Genomic DNA, 16248 nt, shown 5'->3' on the forward strand with positions numbered 1-16248 from the left:
TGGCGTAGAGGGCGCGGTTTTGTGTGAAGCCGAGCCAGAGTTGGGTGCCGGTCCAGGTGCGGTTCCAGGTGGCTGTGAAGGTGAGACGGGGGGGAGGAGGGGGGACAGCGGAGGGATCGGGCGGGGTGAGTTGAATGGCGGTGATTTTGCCGTGGAGGGTGGTTTGGGTGTTGGTGGCGATGAGGGTCTGGCGTTCGATGGCGCGGTTGATTTCGTCGTTGAGCGATGCGTATTCGGAGAAGGCTCCGAGGTTGTCGGTGAGGGCGCGGCGGGCGATGTCGGTGGCGCGGGTGTTGAAGGTGGCGGCTTCGTCGGCAGGGAGGCGGGTGGCGAGGGCACGGGAGAGTTGTTGGTGTTGTTCGATTATGGCGTCGGGTTTGTCAGCGCCTTTGGGTGTGAAGTCGCCGCGGGTGAGGAGGAGGGCGTCGAGAACGAAGAAGGGGATGTCGCCGCGTTTGCGGGTGCCGGTGAGTTCGATGCGGATGCGGTGTTCTCCGGGTGTAAGTTCGAGCGGGGTGGTGGTCCAGGGGTGCCACTGCATGACAAAGGTTTTGTTAAAGACGGCACGGTGAACGGAGGGGCCGGGCTGCCAGGTTTGCCAAGGGGTGTCATCGATGCGCCAGCGGGCGGGGGAAGACCAGTTGGGGTCGTAGTTGCGTGCCCATAGTTGCCAGCGGGCGGCGGAGTCTGGTGCGACAGCGCGGGGAGAGGGGGGGGGGACTGTGAAGGTGTATTCGATGAAAAATGATGACGAGCGGGAGGCGTCCTTCACGTTCATGACGGCAGGAGCGCGTTTTTCGGAGAGGATGTCCCAGTTGGGAGAGTCGGGGAAGTTGGTTGCGGATGGTTTTTCGAGCCAGATGAAGGTGGCAGGGGAAGGGGCGGGGGAGGTGGCCGCATGCGCCGCTTTGTTGAGCGGAGAGACAAGCAGGAGGCATGAGCAGAGGACAAAAGGGGCGGGCAGGGAGGAGCGGAATTTTTGTTTCATGGAGGTGATGTGAATTGTGTTTTCAAACGTTTGAAAAAGTGCAATTCTTTTCTGTCCGATTTCTGTATTCCGGCTCTTTGCCGTGGTGCAGGCAGTCGGAGATACCGGGGTGCGCAGCCCGTAAGTTACAGTTCGCAAACGCTCTTATATGAATTTTAATTTTAAAGATGTATCCATAATTCCAGCACAAGGTATTTTTTCTTTCGATGATTTGCCTCTCCCCGTGTGGCGGGGGCAAGGGGGGGACGGGGAAACGAATTGCCGGAGGGTGCGGGGCGAGCCGGTGCTGCTGGAGCGGGAGGCTGGCGAAAGGGAGGCATCGGGCCGATTGCTGTTTTCCCCGAAAAGGATTCTGCGCGTCCGTGATTCTGGCGGAACGGTGGTCTATCCACGGGAGCGGATACGGACGCCGGGGCAGCCAACGGCAGCGGCGACAGCAGAGGAGGGGAGAGGCGGGAGAAACGGGAGGTTTTGGGTGGATTGGCCTACGCCAGCGCTTGGTCGGGATGAGTTGTTTCCGCTGATTGCGAGCGAGCGCACGATCGAGCGGCATCGCGATGGGCGGCGTCTGATTCATTTTTCCGAGGAGCATTATTTTCACGATTTGCAGGTGTGTGTGGATTACGAAACCGAAGAGGTTTGGCGCGGGCCGAAACCGGTTTGTCAGAGAGAGCAGTTGCCGGGGTTGGCGAGGCGTTGGGGCGGGGGAAATTCACTGCGCTTGGCAGTGTTGGGTGACAGTATTTCAACGGGGGCCAATGCTTCTGGTTATTGCGGGGTGGCGCCGTTTCAACCGGGCTATGTTGATCTGGTCGCAGAGGGTTTGGCGGGCGGGGGGGGGGGGGAGGCGGTTGTTGTGAGGAATTTTTCGGTTGGCGGGAAGACGGCGGCATGGGGTGCGGAGCAGGCACAAATGGAGGCGGTGTGTGGGTTCTCTCCCGATCTTGTGGTGCTGGCGTTCGGGATGAATGACGCGTCCGCGGGTGTGAGCGCGGATGAGTTCGGGGCGAGCATCGGGGGCATGATTCATCGAGTGCGTAGTTTGTTCCCGGATACGGAATTTATGTTGGTTTCGGGAATGAATGCCCATGATGCGTGGCATTTGGCTCGGGCGGATTTGCACGAGGCTTATGGGGGAGTTTTGGCGGAGCTGGCCTTGGCGGGCAGCGGGGTCGTGTTATGCGATGTCCGCGCGGTTTGGGATTTTGTGGCGGGGCGCAAGGGGTTTTGGAGCATGACGGGGAATGGGGTGAATCATCCCAACGATTTTGGGCATCGGCTTTACGCGGATTGTTTGTTGGGGGTGCTCGGATGCGAGCGGCAGGGGAGGCGGGGGGGCGGTCAGCGGGGTCTGGCGCAGGATTCGCGTTCGATGATGGTGGAGGGAACGGTGATGATTTGATGCGGGAGTGAGGGCGTTTTTTTGCGCATCAGGCCGATCAAGAGGTCAATGGCACGGGTGGCGAAGTTGCCGCTTTCCAGCGAAACGGTGCTGAGGGGGACGGGGCCCATGAGTTCATCCGAACTGACGTGGTAACCGAGGAGGCTGATGTCACGGGGGATGTTGATGCCGATGGCATGGAGGCTTTTGGCAAGGCCGCGGGCGAGCGAGTCTTCGGCGGCAAAGATGGCGGTGGGCCAGTCGGTGCGTGGGCGGCTGGCGAGTTGCATGGCGATTTCAATGCCGCCGTGTTCGTGGTCGGTGGCGAGGAAGGTGTCGGTGTCGGCGAGGGGGATGCCGAGTTCGGCAAAGAGTTCGCGGAGGATGCGCAGGCGGAGTTGAAACATGTCGCCGCGTTTGCCTTCCATGCCGGCTGCGGTGGCAATGGCGATGCGGCGGTGGCCGAGCGAGAGGAGGTATTCGAGGCCGAGTCGGAGTCCGTTTCTGATGTCGATGCCGATTTGGTGGCAGGGAACGGTGTGGGCATCGTCGTCGTGTATCAGCCCGAGCATGACAGCAGGGATGCGGGCGTTGTGAAGCAGGGTGGCGGTTTCCTTGAGCGAGGTGTCAAAGACGTTGGGTGCCCAGATGATGCCTTCGACGCAGTTTTCACAGAATTGCTGCATGCCTTTGCGTTCGCGTTCCATGTCCCACCAGGAGAAGTGGACGGAGAGGGTGTAGCCGGCGGCTTCGCCGATGCGTTGAAATTCTTCGAGCGGGGTGGCGAAGAAGCGGCTCATTTCGGTGAGCATTACGCCGATGACGCGGGTGGCGCCTCCAGAGAGTGAGCGGGCAAGGCGGTTGGGGTAGTAGCCGATTTTTTTGGAGGCGGCTTCGATGCGTTCGCGGGTTTCGGTTTTGATGCGGGGGTCTTTGCGGAGGGCGAGCGAGACAGTAGAGTAGTCAACCCCGGCTTCGCGGGCAACGTCCATGATGGTGGGGCGTTTGCCAGTGGCGCCATTGGGGGGGGAGGGGGGGGCGCTACGTGGGCGGCGGGTCTGCGGGAGTTTGGCTGATGTGCTGCGCGGGCGGGCTTTTTTCGAGGAGGCCATTGGGAGATTGTTTCAATCGCTTGAAGTGGCCTTGTCGATTTGTTTGTTGATATGGCTTGTCGTCGGATAGTCCGCGGGCAGGGACGGAGATTGGGGGATGGGCGATTCGCGGTTGTGCTGGAGGCGGAGGGAGGCTGGATTGGAGGTTTATTTTACGAACCATGACGTGCGTTATCGATTTCAGAAACATCAACAGTTTGTGGTGTAGTGTGTTTGTGGAGACACTGGTGCGGCGGGGCGTGTCGCAGGCGGTGGTGTCGCCGGGATCGAGGTCAACGCCGTTGACGATGGCGCTGGCGCGGCATCCGGGGATCGTGGCAACTCCCGTGCTCGATGAACGGTCAGCGGCGTTTTTTGCATTGGGTATCGCCAAGGCGGCGCGCGAACCGGTCGTGCTCGTGTGCACAAGCGGGACGGCGGGGGCGAATTATTTTCCCGCAGTGATCGAGGCGCAGGAGAGCGGGGTGCCGTTGATCGTGGTGACGGCGGATCGTCCGCCGGAAATGCGCGACTGCGGTTCGGGTCAAACCATCGACCAGCAAAAATTGTTCGGCGGATACACGGAGTTTTATCATGAGCTGGCAGTGCCGGAGGCGCGGGTGGAATTGCTGGCGTATCTGCGACAAATGGTGTCGCACGCGGTGGACCGGGCAAGGGGGGGGAGGGGGGGGGGCGGTGTGGTGCATTTGAATGCGCCGTTTCGTGATCCGTTGCCGCCAGTGGCGGAGCAGGCTGGATGCGCGGCGGCGTTGGCTGTCGAGGCGGTGCGCGCAAGCGGCGTTTTGGATGATGCGTTTTTCGCCGGACTTGATGCGGGGGAGCGGCAGGGGGGGGGGGGGGAGCGGAATGTGGAGCGCGGAATGTGGAGTGCGAAATTCGGGGAACGTGCGTTGATCGTGGCGGGGCCGGAGGTGGGGGTGGATGTGCGGGCGTTGCGGGCGATCGCGGAACGGTTGCAGGCGCCGGTATTGCTGGATGTGTTGTCGCCGTTGCGCCAATGCGCGCCGGAGGCATGGGCGCGGGCGTATGGGGTTGCCGGATACGATGCGATCCTGCGCAATGCGGAGGCGGCGGAGGCGTTGCGTCCGGACCGGGTGTTGTGCGTGGGCGGGTGGCCGACGAGCAAGGTGTTGCGTGAGTGGCTGGCGCGTTGTGAGCCGGCGATCACGTTGCTGACGCGCGATGGGCGCAATCGTGATGCGCTGCATGGTAACACGACGGTGTTGGCCGGGGCGCTGGCGTTGATGGATTCGCCGGAGTTGGCGGCGTGCGAGGGCGCGGCGGATTATCTGGCGCGCTGGCAACGGGCGGAGGCGGCGGTGCAGGCGGGACTGGCGGCGGCGTTGGGGGGGAGGGGGGGAGGGGGGGACGATTTGTTTGAGGGGCGCGTGGCTTGGTTGCTCAACCGGGCGTTGCCGGAGGGGACGCCGTTGATGGTGGCAAATTCGATGCCGGTGCGTGACCTGGAGTATTTCTGGCCGGCGTCGGATCGCGGTCTGACGGTTTTGTACAATCGCGGGGCCAATGGGATCGACGGGACGCTTTCGACGGCGCTGGGCGTGGCGCAGGGGCATCGGCGTCCGGCGGTGCTGCTGACCGGGGATCTGGCGTTGTTGCACGATACGAATGGGTTTTTGCTGGCGTCGGGCGGACGCATGAGGGAGGGGGCGTCGCTAACGGTGGTGTTGATTAACAATAACGGCGGGGGGATTTTCGAGCACTTGCCGGTGGCGGCGTTCGATCCTCCGTTTGAGGAGTATTGGGCGACGCCGCAGCAGGTGGATTTTGCGATGCTTTGCGCGGCGTATGGCGTGGAGCATGTGGCGGTGCGCGATGGGCGGCATTTTGAGGAATTGGTGTCGGAGTTGCCGTCGAGAGGTGTGCGGGTGCTGGAGGTGCGCACGGATCGGAAGCGCGACGCGGCGTGTCGCAAGGCGTTGCTGGCACGGGTGGCCGGACAAATCGGTCTGAATGTCTGAGGGTTTGGACTGATTTACCCCGGAGCTTGACGTGCGGGGAGTGCGGTTGTTGTGTCGCGCCTCGGTTTTTTCTGAACGCAGGCGTAGCACAATGGATAGTGTAGCGGTCTCCGAAGCCGTCGATCCGGGTTCAAGTCCCGGCGCTTGCACCAGATACTTACAAAATAAATTACGAGGGAAATTCTTTTGTAAGTATTTTGTCGGTATAAACAACAAAACTGCGACAGTGTTGACAACTAAGTCACGTTTTGGCGTTACTTGGCCATACCATGTTCGCCGTCCTTCGCCCCATCAAACACCCCCGCGTCAACTGGACTGTCAGCTACACAGACCCGGTAAGGATCGAAAAGAGCGGGCGAAAAAAACGCATCGTAAAATATTTCGTGGAGAAAGAGGACGCGCTAGACTACCAAAAGACGGTCAACAAGGGCGTGGTCATGGGCGGCGTGGCGGGGCTGTCGCTTGATGCCCCGGCTCGCGCGGATTTTTTTGCGGCGCGGCAGGCTCTTGATGCGGCGGGGGTCACGTTGTCGCTGACCGAGGTGGCTCAGGATTTTATTGCGCGGCATCCGGCCCGGCAGCAGGCAGCAGTCGCGCTGGATGAGGCGTTGTTGAAAGAATTTATTGACCACAAACAGCGAGTGGAGGGGGCAAGGGATCGGACGGCGGGAAATTTGAAATCTCGTGTGGGGGCTTGGTTCAAGCGCGAGGGCTTGGCGACGGTATCGGATTTGACTCACGAGGCTTGTCTTGCCTTGCGGAGCCGGATGGGGGTCAGCGCCACCACGCGGAAAAATGACATGAACGCGGTCAGCAGTTTTCTGACGTGGCTGGTATCGGAAAAGAAGTTGCTGAAGGTTCACCCGATGAAGGGCACGAAGCGGCCGCGAGCGGATGAGACAAATCGGGTGGTGTGGACTGCCGGGGAGGCAAAGGCGTGGTTTGTGGCGGCAGCCAGGTATCGCAAGGGCCGGTTTGTGCCGGCGCTGGTGGCATTGTTGATGGGCGGATTGCGCCCCAGCGAACAGGAGCACAGCCGGTTTGTGCTGACCGGAAAGCCAGCGTTGCGGGCGCAGGGGGGGAAGTTGCGGGGCCGGGCGGATCGCACGGTGCCGCTAGGCGAGGCGGCGGTTGCGTGGTTAAAAAGATTTTCACCGGCGCAGGATGGCACGTTTCATCCGCTGAGTGTGAAGGGAAGGGCCGCGCTGGAGCGGTTGAGCGGGCAGACTTGGACGCAGGATGCGCCCCGGCACACGTTCATCAGCGCTCGGTTCGCCATCGTTCAGCATGAGGGCAAGGTTGCCCGCGAGGCAGGCACCAGCGTGGACATCATTTTTAGGCATTATCACCGCGTGCTGACGCGCCCGCAGGCGCTGTCCGTGCTGGGTTTCAGGCCATAAGGTCTGCTAGGCTTTGGCTTGCAGTGTTTCCGGTTTGGTGTTTCCTGCATCAGGTTATGAATGCTCCTGTTGTTTCGCACTTTGATGACCCCCAGTATGAGTTGGGGTTGGATTGTGGTTTGAAGGATCTCAACTGGTTGTATTTGCGCCAGTTCCTTCACGAGCTTGAGCGGGACTTTGATCAGAAGCGTGCCTATCTGGCTTATCTGGCCACACGTTGGGTAACAGGTTATGAGATGTTACGGTCGTATCAGGATGCGGTCATCTACCAGTCCACTCCGAGCGAGTTTGAAATGACTTATTTCAAGGCTTGCGCGGCTCAGTTAAAGGGGAAGGGGCTTCATTTGCTCGCTTTGTTGCAACAGAACCCGGGCATGGATTTGGACAGGTCTGTGGGGTTTGGGGCGGATGATGTGATGGCGATTGTGCAGGAAATTGAGATTTCCGCTGGCGTGGTGTATTCGGCCATGACTCCAACGCGGCGCAACAGGCTGGATTCTTTGCTGAATGCAAGCTCCTGAACAGGTTCTCGCACACGTCTTGGACTTGCTTTATTCCCTCAGGGAAGCCCCCACCGGGGATCGCGCTGCTTTGACTCGGCGTATTGATGAGTCCATCCGCTCTTTGCTTGATGACAACAGCGATGTATCTGTCCGCGAAATGCGCGAGTTCATCGTCCACGAAAAATTGCCAGACTTCATCCGCTCTCATAAAAAAAGACACCGGCCCGATGTCGCCAAATAAAAAGAGGCGTGACGCGAAAGCGGCGGGTGGGTAAGGGCTAAGGGCATGAGCTTCTTCCGTTCTTCTCTCGTGTTGGTTTTCCTTGGTTTCACCGCGCTCGCTACTTCCGCTGCGTCTCTTTCCAGTGAGGGCGGGCGGTTCGTTTTTGGTCAAATTAACGATCAAGCGCGTCACATCTATATGCTAGACACTCAAACGGGACGTCTATGGGAAATGGTTGTCGATGAGAACGGAAACCGGCAGCTCTCGCCTGTGCCTTACTGCGCTGTTGGCGGAAAATTTTCTTTGCCCGCTCCGCTAGATGATCCGGCCATCGTTACCGTTACTCCCATCAAGTCTGATACATCCAAGGAACAGGCTACCGCTACCGGGCAAATAAAAGATGAAATGGGTTGCACGGCAGAGGACTATGACACCCTCGCCGCCAAATACGATCGCGAGGGCGAAACCAAGCTGGCCCAGTTGGCACGCGAACGCTCCGCCGCCTTGCGCGCTCAGGAAACAAAATGAGCCGCCCCGCGCTAAGTGTGCGTCCATGCCGCCTCAGCAGACCGAATTTTCTTTCGGTGACGTTGTCCCTTTCCCTACCACAAAAACAGCAAAATGCCCGCGCCGGATTCGCTGCGCGGGCTATGCTTGCCCGCAGATGGCAGAGATGGTGATGTTATTTCGCTGCGCTTTCGAGATGCTGGAAAAGTCCGGTCAAGCAGATGCTTTCTTGTCACGTGCACGGCTTATCTCTGCCTTTTTCAACTCTAATTGAGCAATCCTTTGCACGTCCTCAATCCCCGCAACTTTTCTAGACTCAATTCGTTTCGCCACTTCGGATGCTTTTACCGGGGATACTTCCGGAACTTGTTCTGATAAATCGAATACAGGAGTGATCCCTAACCGCTCCCGCTCTTTGGGGGTAAGCGGTTTATTTATTTCTTTAGCGAGTCGCTCAACTATGCTCACAAGAAGCAGTTCGCGTTCCTTTGGTGTTTCAGATGCGCCAGATACTGTTTGGGCCAGAAAATCGGAAATCAGACTGGAAAGCGTTACTTTTTTTTCTTTGGCGTAAGCTCTGGCCGCTTCAGCGAGTCCGCTGTCCAGCGAGATGTTCAGGCGTTCGTGTTTTGTGACGCCACGGGGGGCAACCTTCATTGGAATGCTCATGCGTGGACATCTTTTTCATGCCCATAAAAAAGAAAATCTATTTTTCTCGCTTGACGTGTGTAAGCAGTTACACACTCTCTTGTGTATGAATCTCAGAGGACGTCCAAAAGGAAAAACCAAACAGCGCGTCAATGCCATGATTGATATCACGTTATACAATCAGGCTCGTCGTATTGCGCTTGCATTCAATGTTTCTTTTTCCTCGATCGTAAATCGGGGGCTTCAGCGTGAACTCAGCATCTTAAAGAGGAAAGAGGCGAAATGAGCCGCGCGAAAAAAACCGCGAAGCGGGCGGAGTCCGCGGAATCGACCCCGGCAGAAGACTATCTCGCCACGTCGGGGCCGTTTACCGGCGGCGAAATCTCCACCGGCAAGGCGCGGGCTTTGCGAGAGTTCGTCCATGCTCAGGCACGGCTCGACCGTATCGAGTTGCTGGAGGCTCATGTGTGTGTGCTGGATGAGCATGGGTGCCATCTTCCGCTTTTGCCGAGGCGCACGGAGATCGTGCTGGCTAATGTGGAAAAACCGTTGTTACGCGCTGTCAGCGATCTGCCTGACTCGTCTGCGCGGTATGAGGCGGAGCTTACGGTGCAGGTGCTCGCCGGGATGTTGCGGCAGGTGCTTGCCCACAATTACATGATCCGGGAGGCGTTTGACCTCACGTATGCCCATTCGGCTCTCACCGTTTGGGATGAGGCGAATGGGGCCAATGAGCCTGATGCAAAATCGACTGGTGCGACAGGGACAACGGGGACTCTGAACTCGGGACGCGAGACTCTGAAAGGGGGGGCGAAATGAGCCGCGCAGCCAATAAATTTGCCGCACTGGTGCGCGGCGACGATGGCGCTCTGCATGTGCGGCGGTTTGCGACTGCCGCAGATGCCGCAGGCGTGGCGGCGCGGGAGCGCGAGTTTGTTCCCGCGTATCCAATCCATCCCGAGGATGTGAAGCCAACCACCAAGGGCTGGCCTCCTTCGCGGCTGGCGCGGGAATTGGGCATCTCGTCTCGCACGATCTGCCGGCGGTGTGAGCGCGATCAACTGCCCTATATCAACCACGGGGGGGCGTCACGGCCTTACCGCCTCATCCCGCTTCACGTCGTCAAACTCGTCAAGCTCTACGGGCTGGCATCCGTGGCACGGATGCGGGCGGCGGGGCAAATCTGAATCCATTTTTTAACTACAACATTCATCTGCACATGAATACAAAAAACGAAACAACAATGACGGCGGGCGGGACGCCCGCGCCACTTCAACAGGAGGCGGGTTTGCCCTCACAGACGCCCGCGCCTTTTCCCCCAATGCCGCTGGCGTTGCCGCCAGTGCGCTTGCACATACAGCAAGCGGTATTGGATTTGGTATATTATGATTCGTTGGCAGATAATGGTAAAACGCAGATACCTGCTGAACGTTTTGAGCAGGCGTTGGCACTGATCCATTGCTCAGAGCATTACCTGCAGAAATTTTATAAGAACTCATGGTCGGAGCTTTTTAGTTGGGTCGAAAGTTACACTCATGATTGGCCCGTTTTTAAAGAGAGGGTAAATGAGTTCAGGAAGTTCGGGATTTTTTGCAGCCCGGAGCGGTCTTTGCAGATTGCGTATAAGTATCTGGCAAAATATGCCGTAAAATGGATTCTTGGAACTAAGCAGGCGCGCAAGGTTTCCGCAGCTCATGCCGCTCACAGGCGCGGGATTAACCGGTCTCTTATCCAAAAGGGGAGGGCTCCCATCGACTGGCGCACGATAGACCGGGACGAAAAGAAACGGAGGGCGGCAGCATGAGCTACGGGTCTCCATCAACGTTCGGGGCGCGCAAAAAGTGGAGTAACCGGCTGACGCCAGTAAATCCCAAGCCGGTAAATCCCAAATCCCAAGTGGACGCCGGACAGCGGACGCCGGACTCTGGCAAGGCAACACCTCGCGCTCAGGTCAAAGGCGATCCGGCTTTCTGGTCAACGGCTCAGATCATCCGCGATACGCGCGATGGGTCCACGAAAACAACGCGCTGGCGGGCGGTCGCTGGGGGCGTGGTCCTCAATACGTGCACGCGGGGGCCGGGCGGGTTGTGCGAGGCCCTTGTGTTCATCCCCGGCGCGAGCGCCGCCGATTTCACCTCATCCGTTAGCGCCAAGCTCACAGCTCCAAGCGCCAAGCTCCAAGCTAATAGCTCCTGATTTTATGTCCTCCTCATCTTCTCCCGCTCCGCACTCCCAAGTTTGCGAAAATTGCCTGTTTTGGTTTAAAAACAAAACGGGCGAGGCGTTGCGCGCCGCCGCAGGCGGGGAGTGCCGGCGGCGAGCAGCGGGGGATTTTCGCTGGCCGCGCACGCGCGCTGAGGATTGGTGCGGGGAGTGGAGCTCCAAGCTCCAAGCTGATAGCTCACAGCCCCAAGCTCACAGCCCCAAGCTCACAGCTGATAGCTCAACGATCACAGCTAATCTTTCTCTCGACATGGAATCCGGGGACGCGCCCCCGTCCGCCTCTGCGTGTGCAGATGCGGGGGCGGATTGCGGCACGGGGAACCGTCAGCGCCGTCGCGCAAGCGGCGGTCAGGCGCATCCGGGCCGTGTCGAGAGAGCCACTTTGAAAAGCTGAAATCTTGTCAGAGGTGTAACCATAAATCCAATACCATGCAAAATAAACGTGATGAGCGAACGCAGCAGGTGATCGACACGAATGTGTTCATCGAACTGCTGGCACAGTTGGGTCGGGGCACTGTTGCCGCCGATCTGGCCGAAAAATATCCGCAGGCCGTGCAGGCTGTGCGCACAACGGGCAAAAAGGCCGAACTGACTTTTTCCCTGATTATCAAACCCGATGGCAAGGGTGAGGTGCAGAGCGTGGAGATCGAGACGGCAGTGAAGTTGAAGCTGCCGGAGCGTGATCGGAAACCGACCGTTTTCTTCATCGAACGCGACAGCAATTTCCTGACGCGGAACGATCCGAAGCAAATGCAGATGTTCCCGGAATCAGAGCGGACGGCGGCGTAAGCGCCGGGCATCCGAGTCAAAAAAGCAATCTGCGGGCGTTTGTCAGAAAAAGCCCGCGCCACAACAAAACCACAATCGAATCGTAGTTGAATTATGAATGCACAAGTTGCACAGACTGAATCAGCGGCCATCGCCGCTCTGGCACACGAGGGACTGAAACCCGAGTTGCAATCCATCGAGGGGCTGAGAGCTCCTTTGCTTCTATGGCCGAAATCGGAAAAGATTTCGAGCTTGGAGGAATTTTTGAAAAACCCCATCCGCAAGAAGGCCAATGTTATCGTTCGTGATTATATGTCGTTTGCTGACTACGTCATCAAACACGCGGAGCCAGGCACAACGGTTTTTTCAAAAGTGTCCGAGGAGGGCGGAACGTTCACCGCCATCATCGACTACCATCACGGCAACGCGGAACACGCGATTGTGGCACCGAGTCACAATGCGATTTACAATCCGGGCGAGGCGCGGAATTGTTCGCACTCGTGCCACTATATTTGCGAGCACACACCGGAGTGGAAACGTTGGCTGTCGCAGAGCGGGGCTGGCATGTCGCAGACGACTGCCGCGCAGTTCATCGAAGACAACATAATCGACATCATCTCTCCGGAAGCGGCGCGGATGCTGGAGGTTGTCAAGACGCTGGAGGCCACGCAGGGCGTGGAGTTCAAGAGCGCGGTGCGGCTCGAAAATGGCGATCGTCAGTTGCACTACGCGCACACGACGACGGCAAAATCGGGTCAACAGGGCGATTTGGAGATTCCGGATACGTTCAAGATTCGCATTCCGGTTTTCCAGAACGGCCCGGCCTACGATGTGGATTGCCGGTTCCGCTACCGCATCAAGGACGGTTCGCTTATCATCTTTTATGAGGTGGTGCGTCCGCACAAGATCATCGAACTGGCGTTGTCCGAGGCGCGGAACGCCATCGTGGACATGCTCAAACCCATCCCGGTTCTGTTGGGTGAGGTGAAATAAGCGCATCAAAAAAATCTTCTCCGGCCCCGGCTGAACCCACGGGGCGGGGGCGCTGTAGTTGCGGATCAGCTACGCGCCCCCGCCTTTGTTGGGGGGAGGGGGGATTTTAAACCACTAATCAACACTAACAGGCACTACTAAGAATGAGTGACCGGGGCAAATGGAGTGATATTTTGCACGGGTTGCGCGGGCTGCGTCTGGCGGTTTATGATGAACTGTTGGAACGGGGACTGCTCGACGCAGCCGCGATCGGGGAACATTTGCGACCGGACCAGCGGGCGGATGTTCAGCTTGAGGATGCCATTGGCTGGCTGGTGCGGCATCGGTTTGTAGTGGCGGGTTCAGGACAGCGCTGGGAGGCGCGCGAGGCCGAGGCCGCGCGCGAGGTTTGGGAGCGTTTGGGGGTTTGTAAGGAAAATTTTGCCGCCGCCGGCAGCTTGGCCTCGGTAAAGGAACGGGGCGACGGTCGTAATCAGGAGGCGCTTGGTAGTGCGCATCTCCACGCGGAGGCCGGCGGCGGCGTCGGCGCAGGGGCAGGGATTGCGGGCGAGACGCCCGCGCCACGGGTGGCGGTGCAGCCGCATCAGGTGGAGTTTTTCGCTTTGGAGGGATATAAATTATGAACAAAAAGGTTATCGTCATTTATCACAGCAAGGATTTCGACGGGCTGTTTTCGTGCGAGATTGCCCGGCGTTATTTCGGCGAATCTGCCGATTACGTGGGCTGGAACTACGGGGAGCCGACGCCGGTTGTGCCGCCGGGTGCACAGATCTACATGATCGACGTTTCCGTGCCGGAGTTGATGCAGCGTTCGGGGTTGGTGTGGATCGATCATCACTTGTCCGCGATGCTGGATTACGGGACGGAGATTGCGGGTTATCGCGTCAACGGTGTGGCGGCATGCCGGCTGGCGTGGCAGTTGTTTTTTGGCGGGCATCGGCGGGTCGATGAAATGCCCAATCTTGAGGATTTTGTTGAGCGCCGGGTGTCGGAGCCTTGGGCGGTGCGGCTGGCCGGCGAGTATGACATATGGGATAAGCGCGATCCGGACGCGGAACTTTTTCAGCATGGTTTGCGGACGTGCGATCCTGACTTTCAGCGGTTGCTGAATTGTGACGACTCCTATGTGCGGCAATTGCTGGCGGGCGGGAGAGTGTTGCAGTTTGCCCGGACGCGGGAGAATGGGTCCATCGTCAGGGGACAGGGGTTTGATGTGCAATGGGAGGGGTTGACGTTCCTCGCCGTCAACGCTGCGCGTTACAACAGTCTGCTGTTCACGGCAGGTTTGCGGCCTGAGCATGATGGTTGCTTGGGGTTTGGTTGGGATGGCAAAAAGTGGCGGGTGTCGTTGTATGGAGTGCCGGGCAAGCCGGAGATCGACTTTGCCGCGATTGCCAAAAAATACGGCGGGGGCGGGCACAAGCAGGCGTGTGGGTTTGAGTGCGAGGTGTTGCCGTTCGGGTTCGGTAGTGGAGGGAGGGGGAAATGAGTGCTCTTACGGAGATCAGGCGGGAGCCTATCGACTTCCACGCCATCGCATCGGAATCCGATGATGTCCGACGGGCGCACTTCGTCCGTATGTTCAAGCCACGCTTCGCAGCGTTGGTGGAAAGCGGGGCGAAACTTCAAACAGTGCGGCCAAAGCCCAAGCGGATGCCTCAAGCTGGCGATGCGATCAGCCTGCGCTGCTGGACAGGTTTACCATATCGGAGCAAGCAGCGCGTGCTGCGTGAGGCCACGATCTCTCAGGTCTCCGAAATAGTCATCGCCGCCGAGGGCATTTCGCCGATCAGGGTCGAACCGCTAGGAACGTCCGGTGCGCTCAACTACTGGCCGAGTCCCGATGTCTTTGCGCACGCTGATGGTTTCGCCGACTGGCCGGAGATGCGTGAATGGTTCGCGACAACGCACGGTCTCCCTTTCGCAGGCATCATCATTTTTTGGGACACCTCAGAGGAGGCACGCAAAAAATGAGTATCAATAAACACACTACACCGGAGTCCGCGATGCCTTCCGCGAAGTGTTCGCCGGGTTGGTGGCTAGCCGGATGGCAAAGACGGTGGCGCGGGGTGACACTCGACGAGGCACACGAGCTGAAAATCTGGCGCCGTCTTCGAGCGGCAGAAGGTCGCTACCGCTTCAACACCCCCGATGCGGAGCGCGTAGCGACTCCGTAGATACATGGTTGGGCTCCGAATTTTAACCCACGAAAACAATGAGCAACGCACTTCAAAAACTCTGCCACACCGGACGCACAACCCGGATGCTTGAACATGCCAAGAGACTCGCGCTTGCCGGTCGCGCCGTCTATGTCATCGCCGATAACGAGCGCGACCGCCGTAGGCTGGAAATCGAATGCTTCAAGACTGGCGAGCCCAATCTCGGGATAAAATTCGAGACGTCGGGATCACCGGGGAACTTCGATTGGGAGCAGATGCGTCTGATCGGCGCTCACCCCAACTGCGTCGTCCTCGTAGATCACCACGCGATTGAGGACAAATACGCGCGGGTCTTGGAGATGCTCCACGCCTACGACGATCCGCCCGCCGAGGACACACCCGATGCGGCGCACGTAGTGACGCCGCCATTACATGGTTCGCAGAATTTGAAAGGATAACATTATGGGACAAGATTCAAAAATAGAATGGTGTCATCACACCGTAAATTTCTGGTGGGGCTGCGCATTCGCGCAGCTTCCAGATGGCTGCATCAGCGAGGAGTGTCGGCATTGCTATGCCTTACTTCTCTCGAAACTTTTCTCGCGGGGAAAGGCCACATGGGGAGCGACAGGGAAGCGCTGGATTCGCCACGAAGCGGCGAGGCGCGAACTCTACAAGTTGGACAAGAGCGCCTTTCAGCGCGGTGTGCGCGAGCGCGTTTTTATCAACAGCATGAGTGACACGTTCGAGGATCGTGACGATCTCAACGAGGCTCGCAGGTTCCTTTGGGATGCCTGCCAATTCGTCACCAACCTCGACATCCTGTTGCTGACGAAACGTCCCGAATGCGTGGTGAGCATGGTGCCTTGTTCGTGGCTGTCTGATTGGCCTGCACATGTGTGGGTCGGAACGACAACGGGCACACAGCAGGCCGCTGACGAACGCGTTCCATATCTGCTGTGCATCCCGGCCCGTGTGCGGTTCCTGAGCTGCGAGCCGTTGTTGGGGCCGGTGAATTTGCGTAGTGTCCCCGATCTGTTTGGCTCCGATTTGGATGCATTGACAGGTGACTCTGGCATTGAGGGGCGCGGGCATACTGGGCCGTCTGCTGAGCGTATTCATTGGGTAATTACAGGGGGTGAGAGTGGACCGCACGCGAGGCCGATGCATCCCGATTGGGCGCGGTCGCTCCGCGATCAGTGTTCATCCGCCGGAGTTGCGTTTTTTATGAAGCAAATGGGAGGTGCGCGGAAGCCGTTCCCTGAAATCCCTGCAGACCTCGTGATCCGCCAATTCCCGGAGGTCTCTAACCAAACGATCTGCGACGCGAAGCGTTCGCAGTGACAACTTGTTACCGGATTTTC

20 protein-coding genes and 1 tRNA gene are annotated in these 16248 nt (G+C 58.7%); 18 read left to right on the forward strand and 3 right to left on the reverse strand.

What is annotated here, in order from left to right; translation table 11 throughout:
• On the reverse strand, positions 1 to 988 hold a 988-nt coding region (locus tag OBACDRAFT_RS14845; protein WP_043586886.1), incomplete at its 3' end, for a hypothetical protein.
• Positions 989 to 1499: 511 nt separating this feature from the next.
• On the opposite strand from OBACDRAFT_RS14845, the gene OBACDRAFT_RS26735 reads away from it, so the two are divergent.
• Positions 1500 to 2390 (forward strand): SGNH/GDSL hydrolase family protein, encoded by an 891-nt coding sequence (locus OBACDRAFT_RS26735; RefSeq protein WP_157837103.1) that lies wholly within the window; start codon positions 1500 to 1502, stop codon positions 2388 to 2390.
• Here the strand turns inward: OBACDRAFT_RS26735 and OBACDRAFT_RS14855 are convergent.
• Entirely contained in the window at positions 2330 to 3481 is a 1152-nt protein-coding gene (locus OBACDRAFT_RS14855) for a LacI family DNA-binding transcriptional regulator (RefSeq protein ID WP_043586890.1), read from the reverse strand. The genes OBACDRAFT_RS26735 and OBACDRAFT_RS14855 overlap by 61 nt on opposite strands.
• A 161-nt stretch (positions 3482 to 3642) precedes the next feature.
• Between OBACDRAFT_RS14855 and menD the strand changes: the two genes are divergently transcribed.
• The 6 genes from menD to OBACDRAFT_RS28340 all read left to right on the forward strand — a co-directional run bounded on the left by menD (position 3643) and on the right by OBACDRAFT_RS28340 (position 8114).
• Complete coding sequence (gene menD, locus OBACDRAFT_RS14860) at positions 3643 to 5460, forward strand: 2-succinyl-5-enolpyruvyl-6-hydroxy-3-cyclohexene-1-carboxylic-acid synthase (RefSeq protein WP_043586892.1); 1818 nt, start codon at positions 3643 to 3645, stop codon at positions 5458 to 5460.
• Positions 5461 to 5537: 77 nt separating this feature from the next.
• A tRNA-Arg gene (locus OBACDRAFT_RS14865) sits at positions 5538 to 5612 on the forward strand.
• A gap of 117 nt (positions 5613 to 5729) precedes the next feature.
• The gene (locus OBACDRAFT_RS14870) at positions 5730 to 6860 is read left to right on the forward strand and encodes a tyrosine-type recombinase/integrase (RefSeq protein WP_043586894.1); all 1131 of its coding nucleotides are present in this window, start codon (positions 5730 to 5732) and stop codon (positions 6858 to 6860) included.
• Positions 6861 to 6916: 56 nt separating this feature from the next.
• Positions 6917 to 7381, forward strand: coding sequence for a hypothetical protein (locus OBACDRAFT_RS14875; RefSeq protein WP_043586896.1), 465 nt, complete (start codon positions 6917 to 6919; stop codon positions 7379 to 7381).
• Positions 7368 to 7604 carry a hypothetical protein gene (locus tag OBACDRAFT_RS14880; RefSeq protein WP_043586898.1) on the forward strand — a complete coding sequence of 79 codons (237 nt, stop codon included), beginning with the start codon at positions 7368 to 7370 and terminating at the stop codon, positions 7602 to 7604. The genes OBACDRAFT_RS14875 and OBACDRAFT_RS14880 overlap by 14 nt, the downstream gene beginning before the upstream one ends.
• Before the next feature lie 45 nt (positions 7605 to 7649).
• On the forward strand, positions 7650 to 8114 hold the full coding sequence (locus OBACDRAFT_RS28340; RefSeq protein WP_157837104.1) for a hypothetical protein: 465 nt from the start codon (positions 7650 to 7652) through the stop codon (positions 8112 to 8114).
• 192 nt (positions 8115 to 8306) lie between these two features.
• On the opposite strand, the gene OBACDRAFT_RS14890 is transcribed toward OBACDRAFT_RS28340, so the two are convergent.
• Entirely contained in the window at positions 8307 to 8762 is a 456-nt protein-coding gene (locus OBACDRAFT_RS14890; protein ID WP_043586901.1) for a DUF6364 family protein, read from the reverse strand.
• On the opposite strand from OBACDRAFT_RS14890, the gene OBACDRAFT_RS28345 reads away from it, so the two are divergent.
• The 11 genes from OBACDRAFT_RS28345 to OBACDRAFT_RS14950 all read left to right on the forward strand — a co-directional run bounded on the left by OBACDRAFT_RS28345 (position 8761) and on the right by OBACDRAFT_RS14950 (position 16228).
• Positions 8761 to 9027, forward strand: a complete 267-nt coding sequence (locus OBACDRAFT_RS28345) for a hypothetical protein (protein ID WP_157837105.1) — start codon at positions 8761 to 8763, stop codon at positions 9025 to 9027. The genes OBACDRAFT_RS14890 and OBACDRAFT_RS28345 overlap by 2 nt on opposite strands.
• Entirely contained in the window at positions 9024 to 9560 is a 537-nt protein-coding gene (locus tag OBACDRAFT_RS14895) for a hypothetical protein (protein WP_043586903.1), read from the forward strand. The genes OBACDRAFT_RS28345 and OBACDRAFT_RS14895 overlap by 4 nt, the downstream gene beginning before the upstream one ends.
• Entirely contained in the window at positions 9557 to 9928 is a 372-nt protein-coding gene (locus OBACDRAFT_RS14900; protein WP_043586905.1) for a hypothetical protein, read from the forward strand. Before OBACDRAFT_RS14895 ends, OBACDRAFT_RS14900 begins: the two co-directional genes overlap by 4 nt.
• A gap of 32 nt (positions 9929 to 9960) precedes the next feature.
• A complete protein-coding gene (locus OBACDRAFT_RS14905) occupies positions 9961 to 10545 on the forward strand; it encodes a hypothetical protein (RefSeq protein ID WP_157837106.1) in 585 nt (194 codons plus the stop codon).
• A gap of 848 nt (positions 10546 to 11393) precedes the next feature.
• The gene (locus tag OBACDRAFT_RS14915; protein WP_043586911.1) at positions 11394 to 11753 is read left to right on the forward strand and encodes a hypothetical protein; all 360 of its coding nucleotides are present in this window, start codon (positions 11394 to 11396) and stop codon (positions 11751 to 11753) included.
• A 93-nt stretch (positions 11754 to 11846) separates the two neighbouring features.
• Positions 11847 to 12725 (forward strand): DUF2303 family protein, encoded by an 879-nt coding sequence (locus OBACDRAFT_RS25505; RefSeq protein ID WP_052362066.1) that lies wholly within the window; start codon positions 11847 to 11849, stop codon positions 12723 to 12725.
• A 143-nt stretch (positions 12726 to 12868) separates the two neighbouring features.
• The gene (locus tag OBACDRAFT_RS28350; RefSeq protein ID WP_157837107.1) at positions 12869 to 13348 is read left to right on the forward strand and encodes a hypothetical protein; all 480 of its coding nucleotides are present in this window, start codon (positions 12869 to 12871) and stop codon (positions 13346 to 13348) included.
• Entirely contained in the window at positions 13345 to 14214 is an 870-nt protein-coding gene (locus OBACDRAFT_RS14935) for a DHH family phosphoesterase (RefSeq protein WP_043586917.1), read from the forward strand. The genes OBACDRAFT_RS28350 and OBACDRAFT_RS14935 overlap by 4 nt, the downstream gene beginning before the upstream one ends.
• Before the next feature lie 89 nt (positions 14215 to 14303).
• Complete coding sequence (locus OBACDRAFT_RS14940) at positions 14304 to 14699, forward strand: ASCH domain-containing protein (RefSeq protein WP_157837108.1); 396 nt, start codon at positions 14304 to 14306, stop codon at positions 14697 to 14699.
• A gap of 241 nt (positions 14700 to 14940) precedes the next feature.
• Positions 14941 to 15342: a hypothetical protein gene (locus OBACDRAFT_RS14945; protein ID WP_043586921.1), complete on the forward strand. Its 402-nt coding sequence runs from the start codon at positions 14941 to 14943 to the stop codon at positions 15340 to 15342.
• Between the two features lie 4 nt (positions 15343 to 15346).
• A complete protein-coding gene (locus OBACDRAFT_RS14950; RefSeq protein WP_052362067.1) occupies positions 15347 to 16228 on the forward strand; it encodes a DUF5131 family protein in 882 nt (293 codons plus the stop codon).
• The last annotated feature ends 20 nt before the right edge of the window (positions 16229 to 16248 follow it).

This window comes from Geminisphaera colitermitum TAV2 (assembly GCF_000171235.2).
GTDB lineage: Bacteria > Verrucomicrobiota > Verrucomicrobiia > Opitutales > Opitutaceae > Geminisphaera > Geminisphaera colitermitum.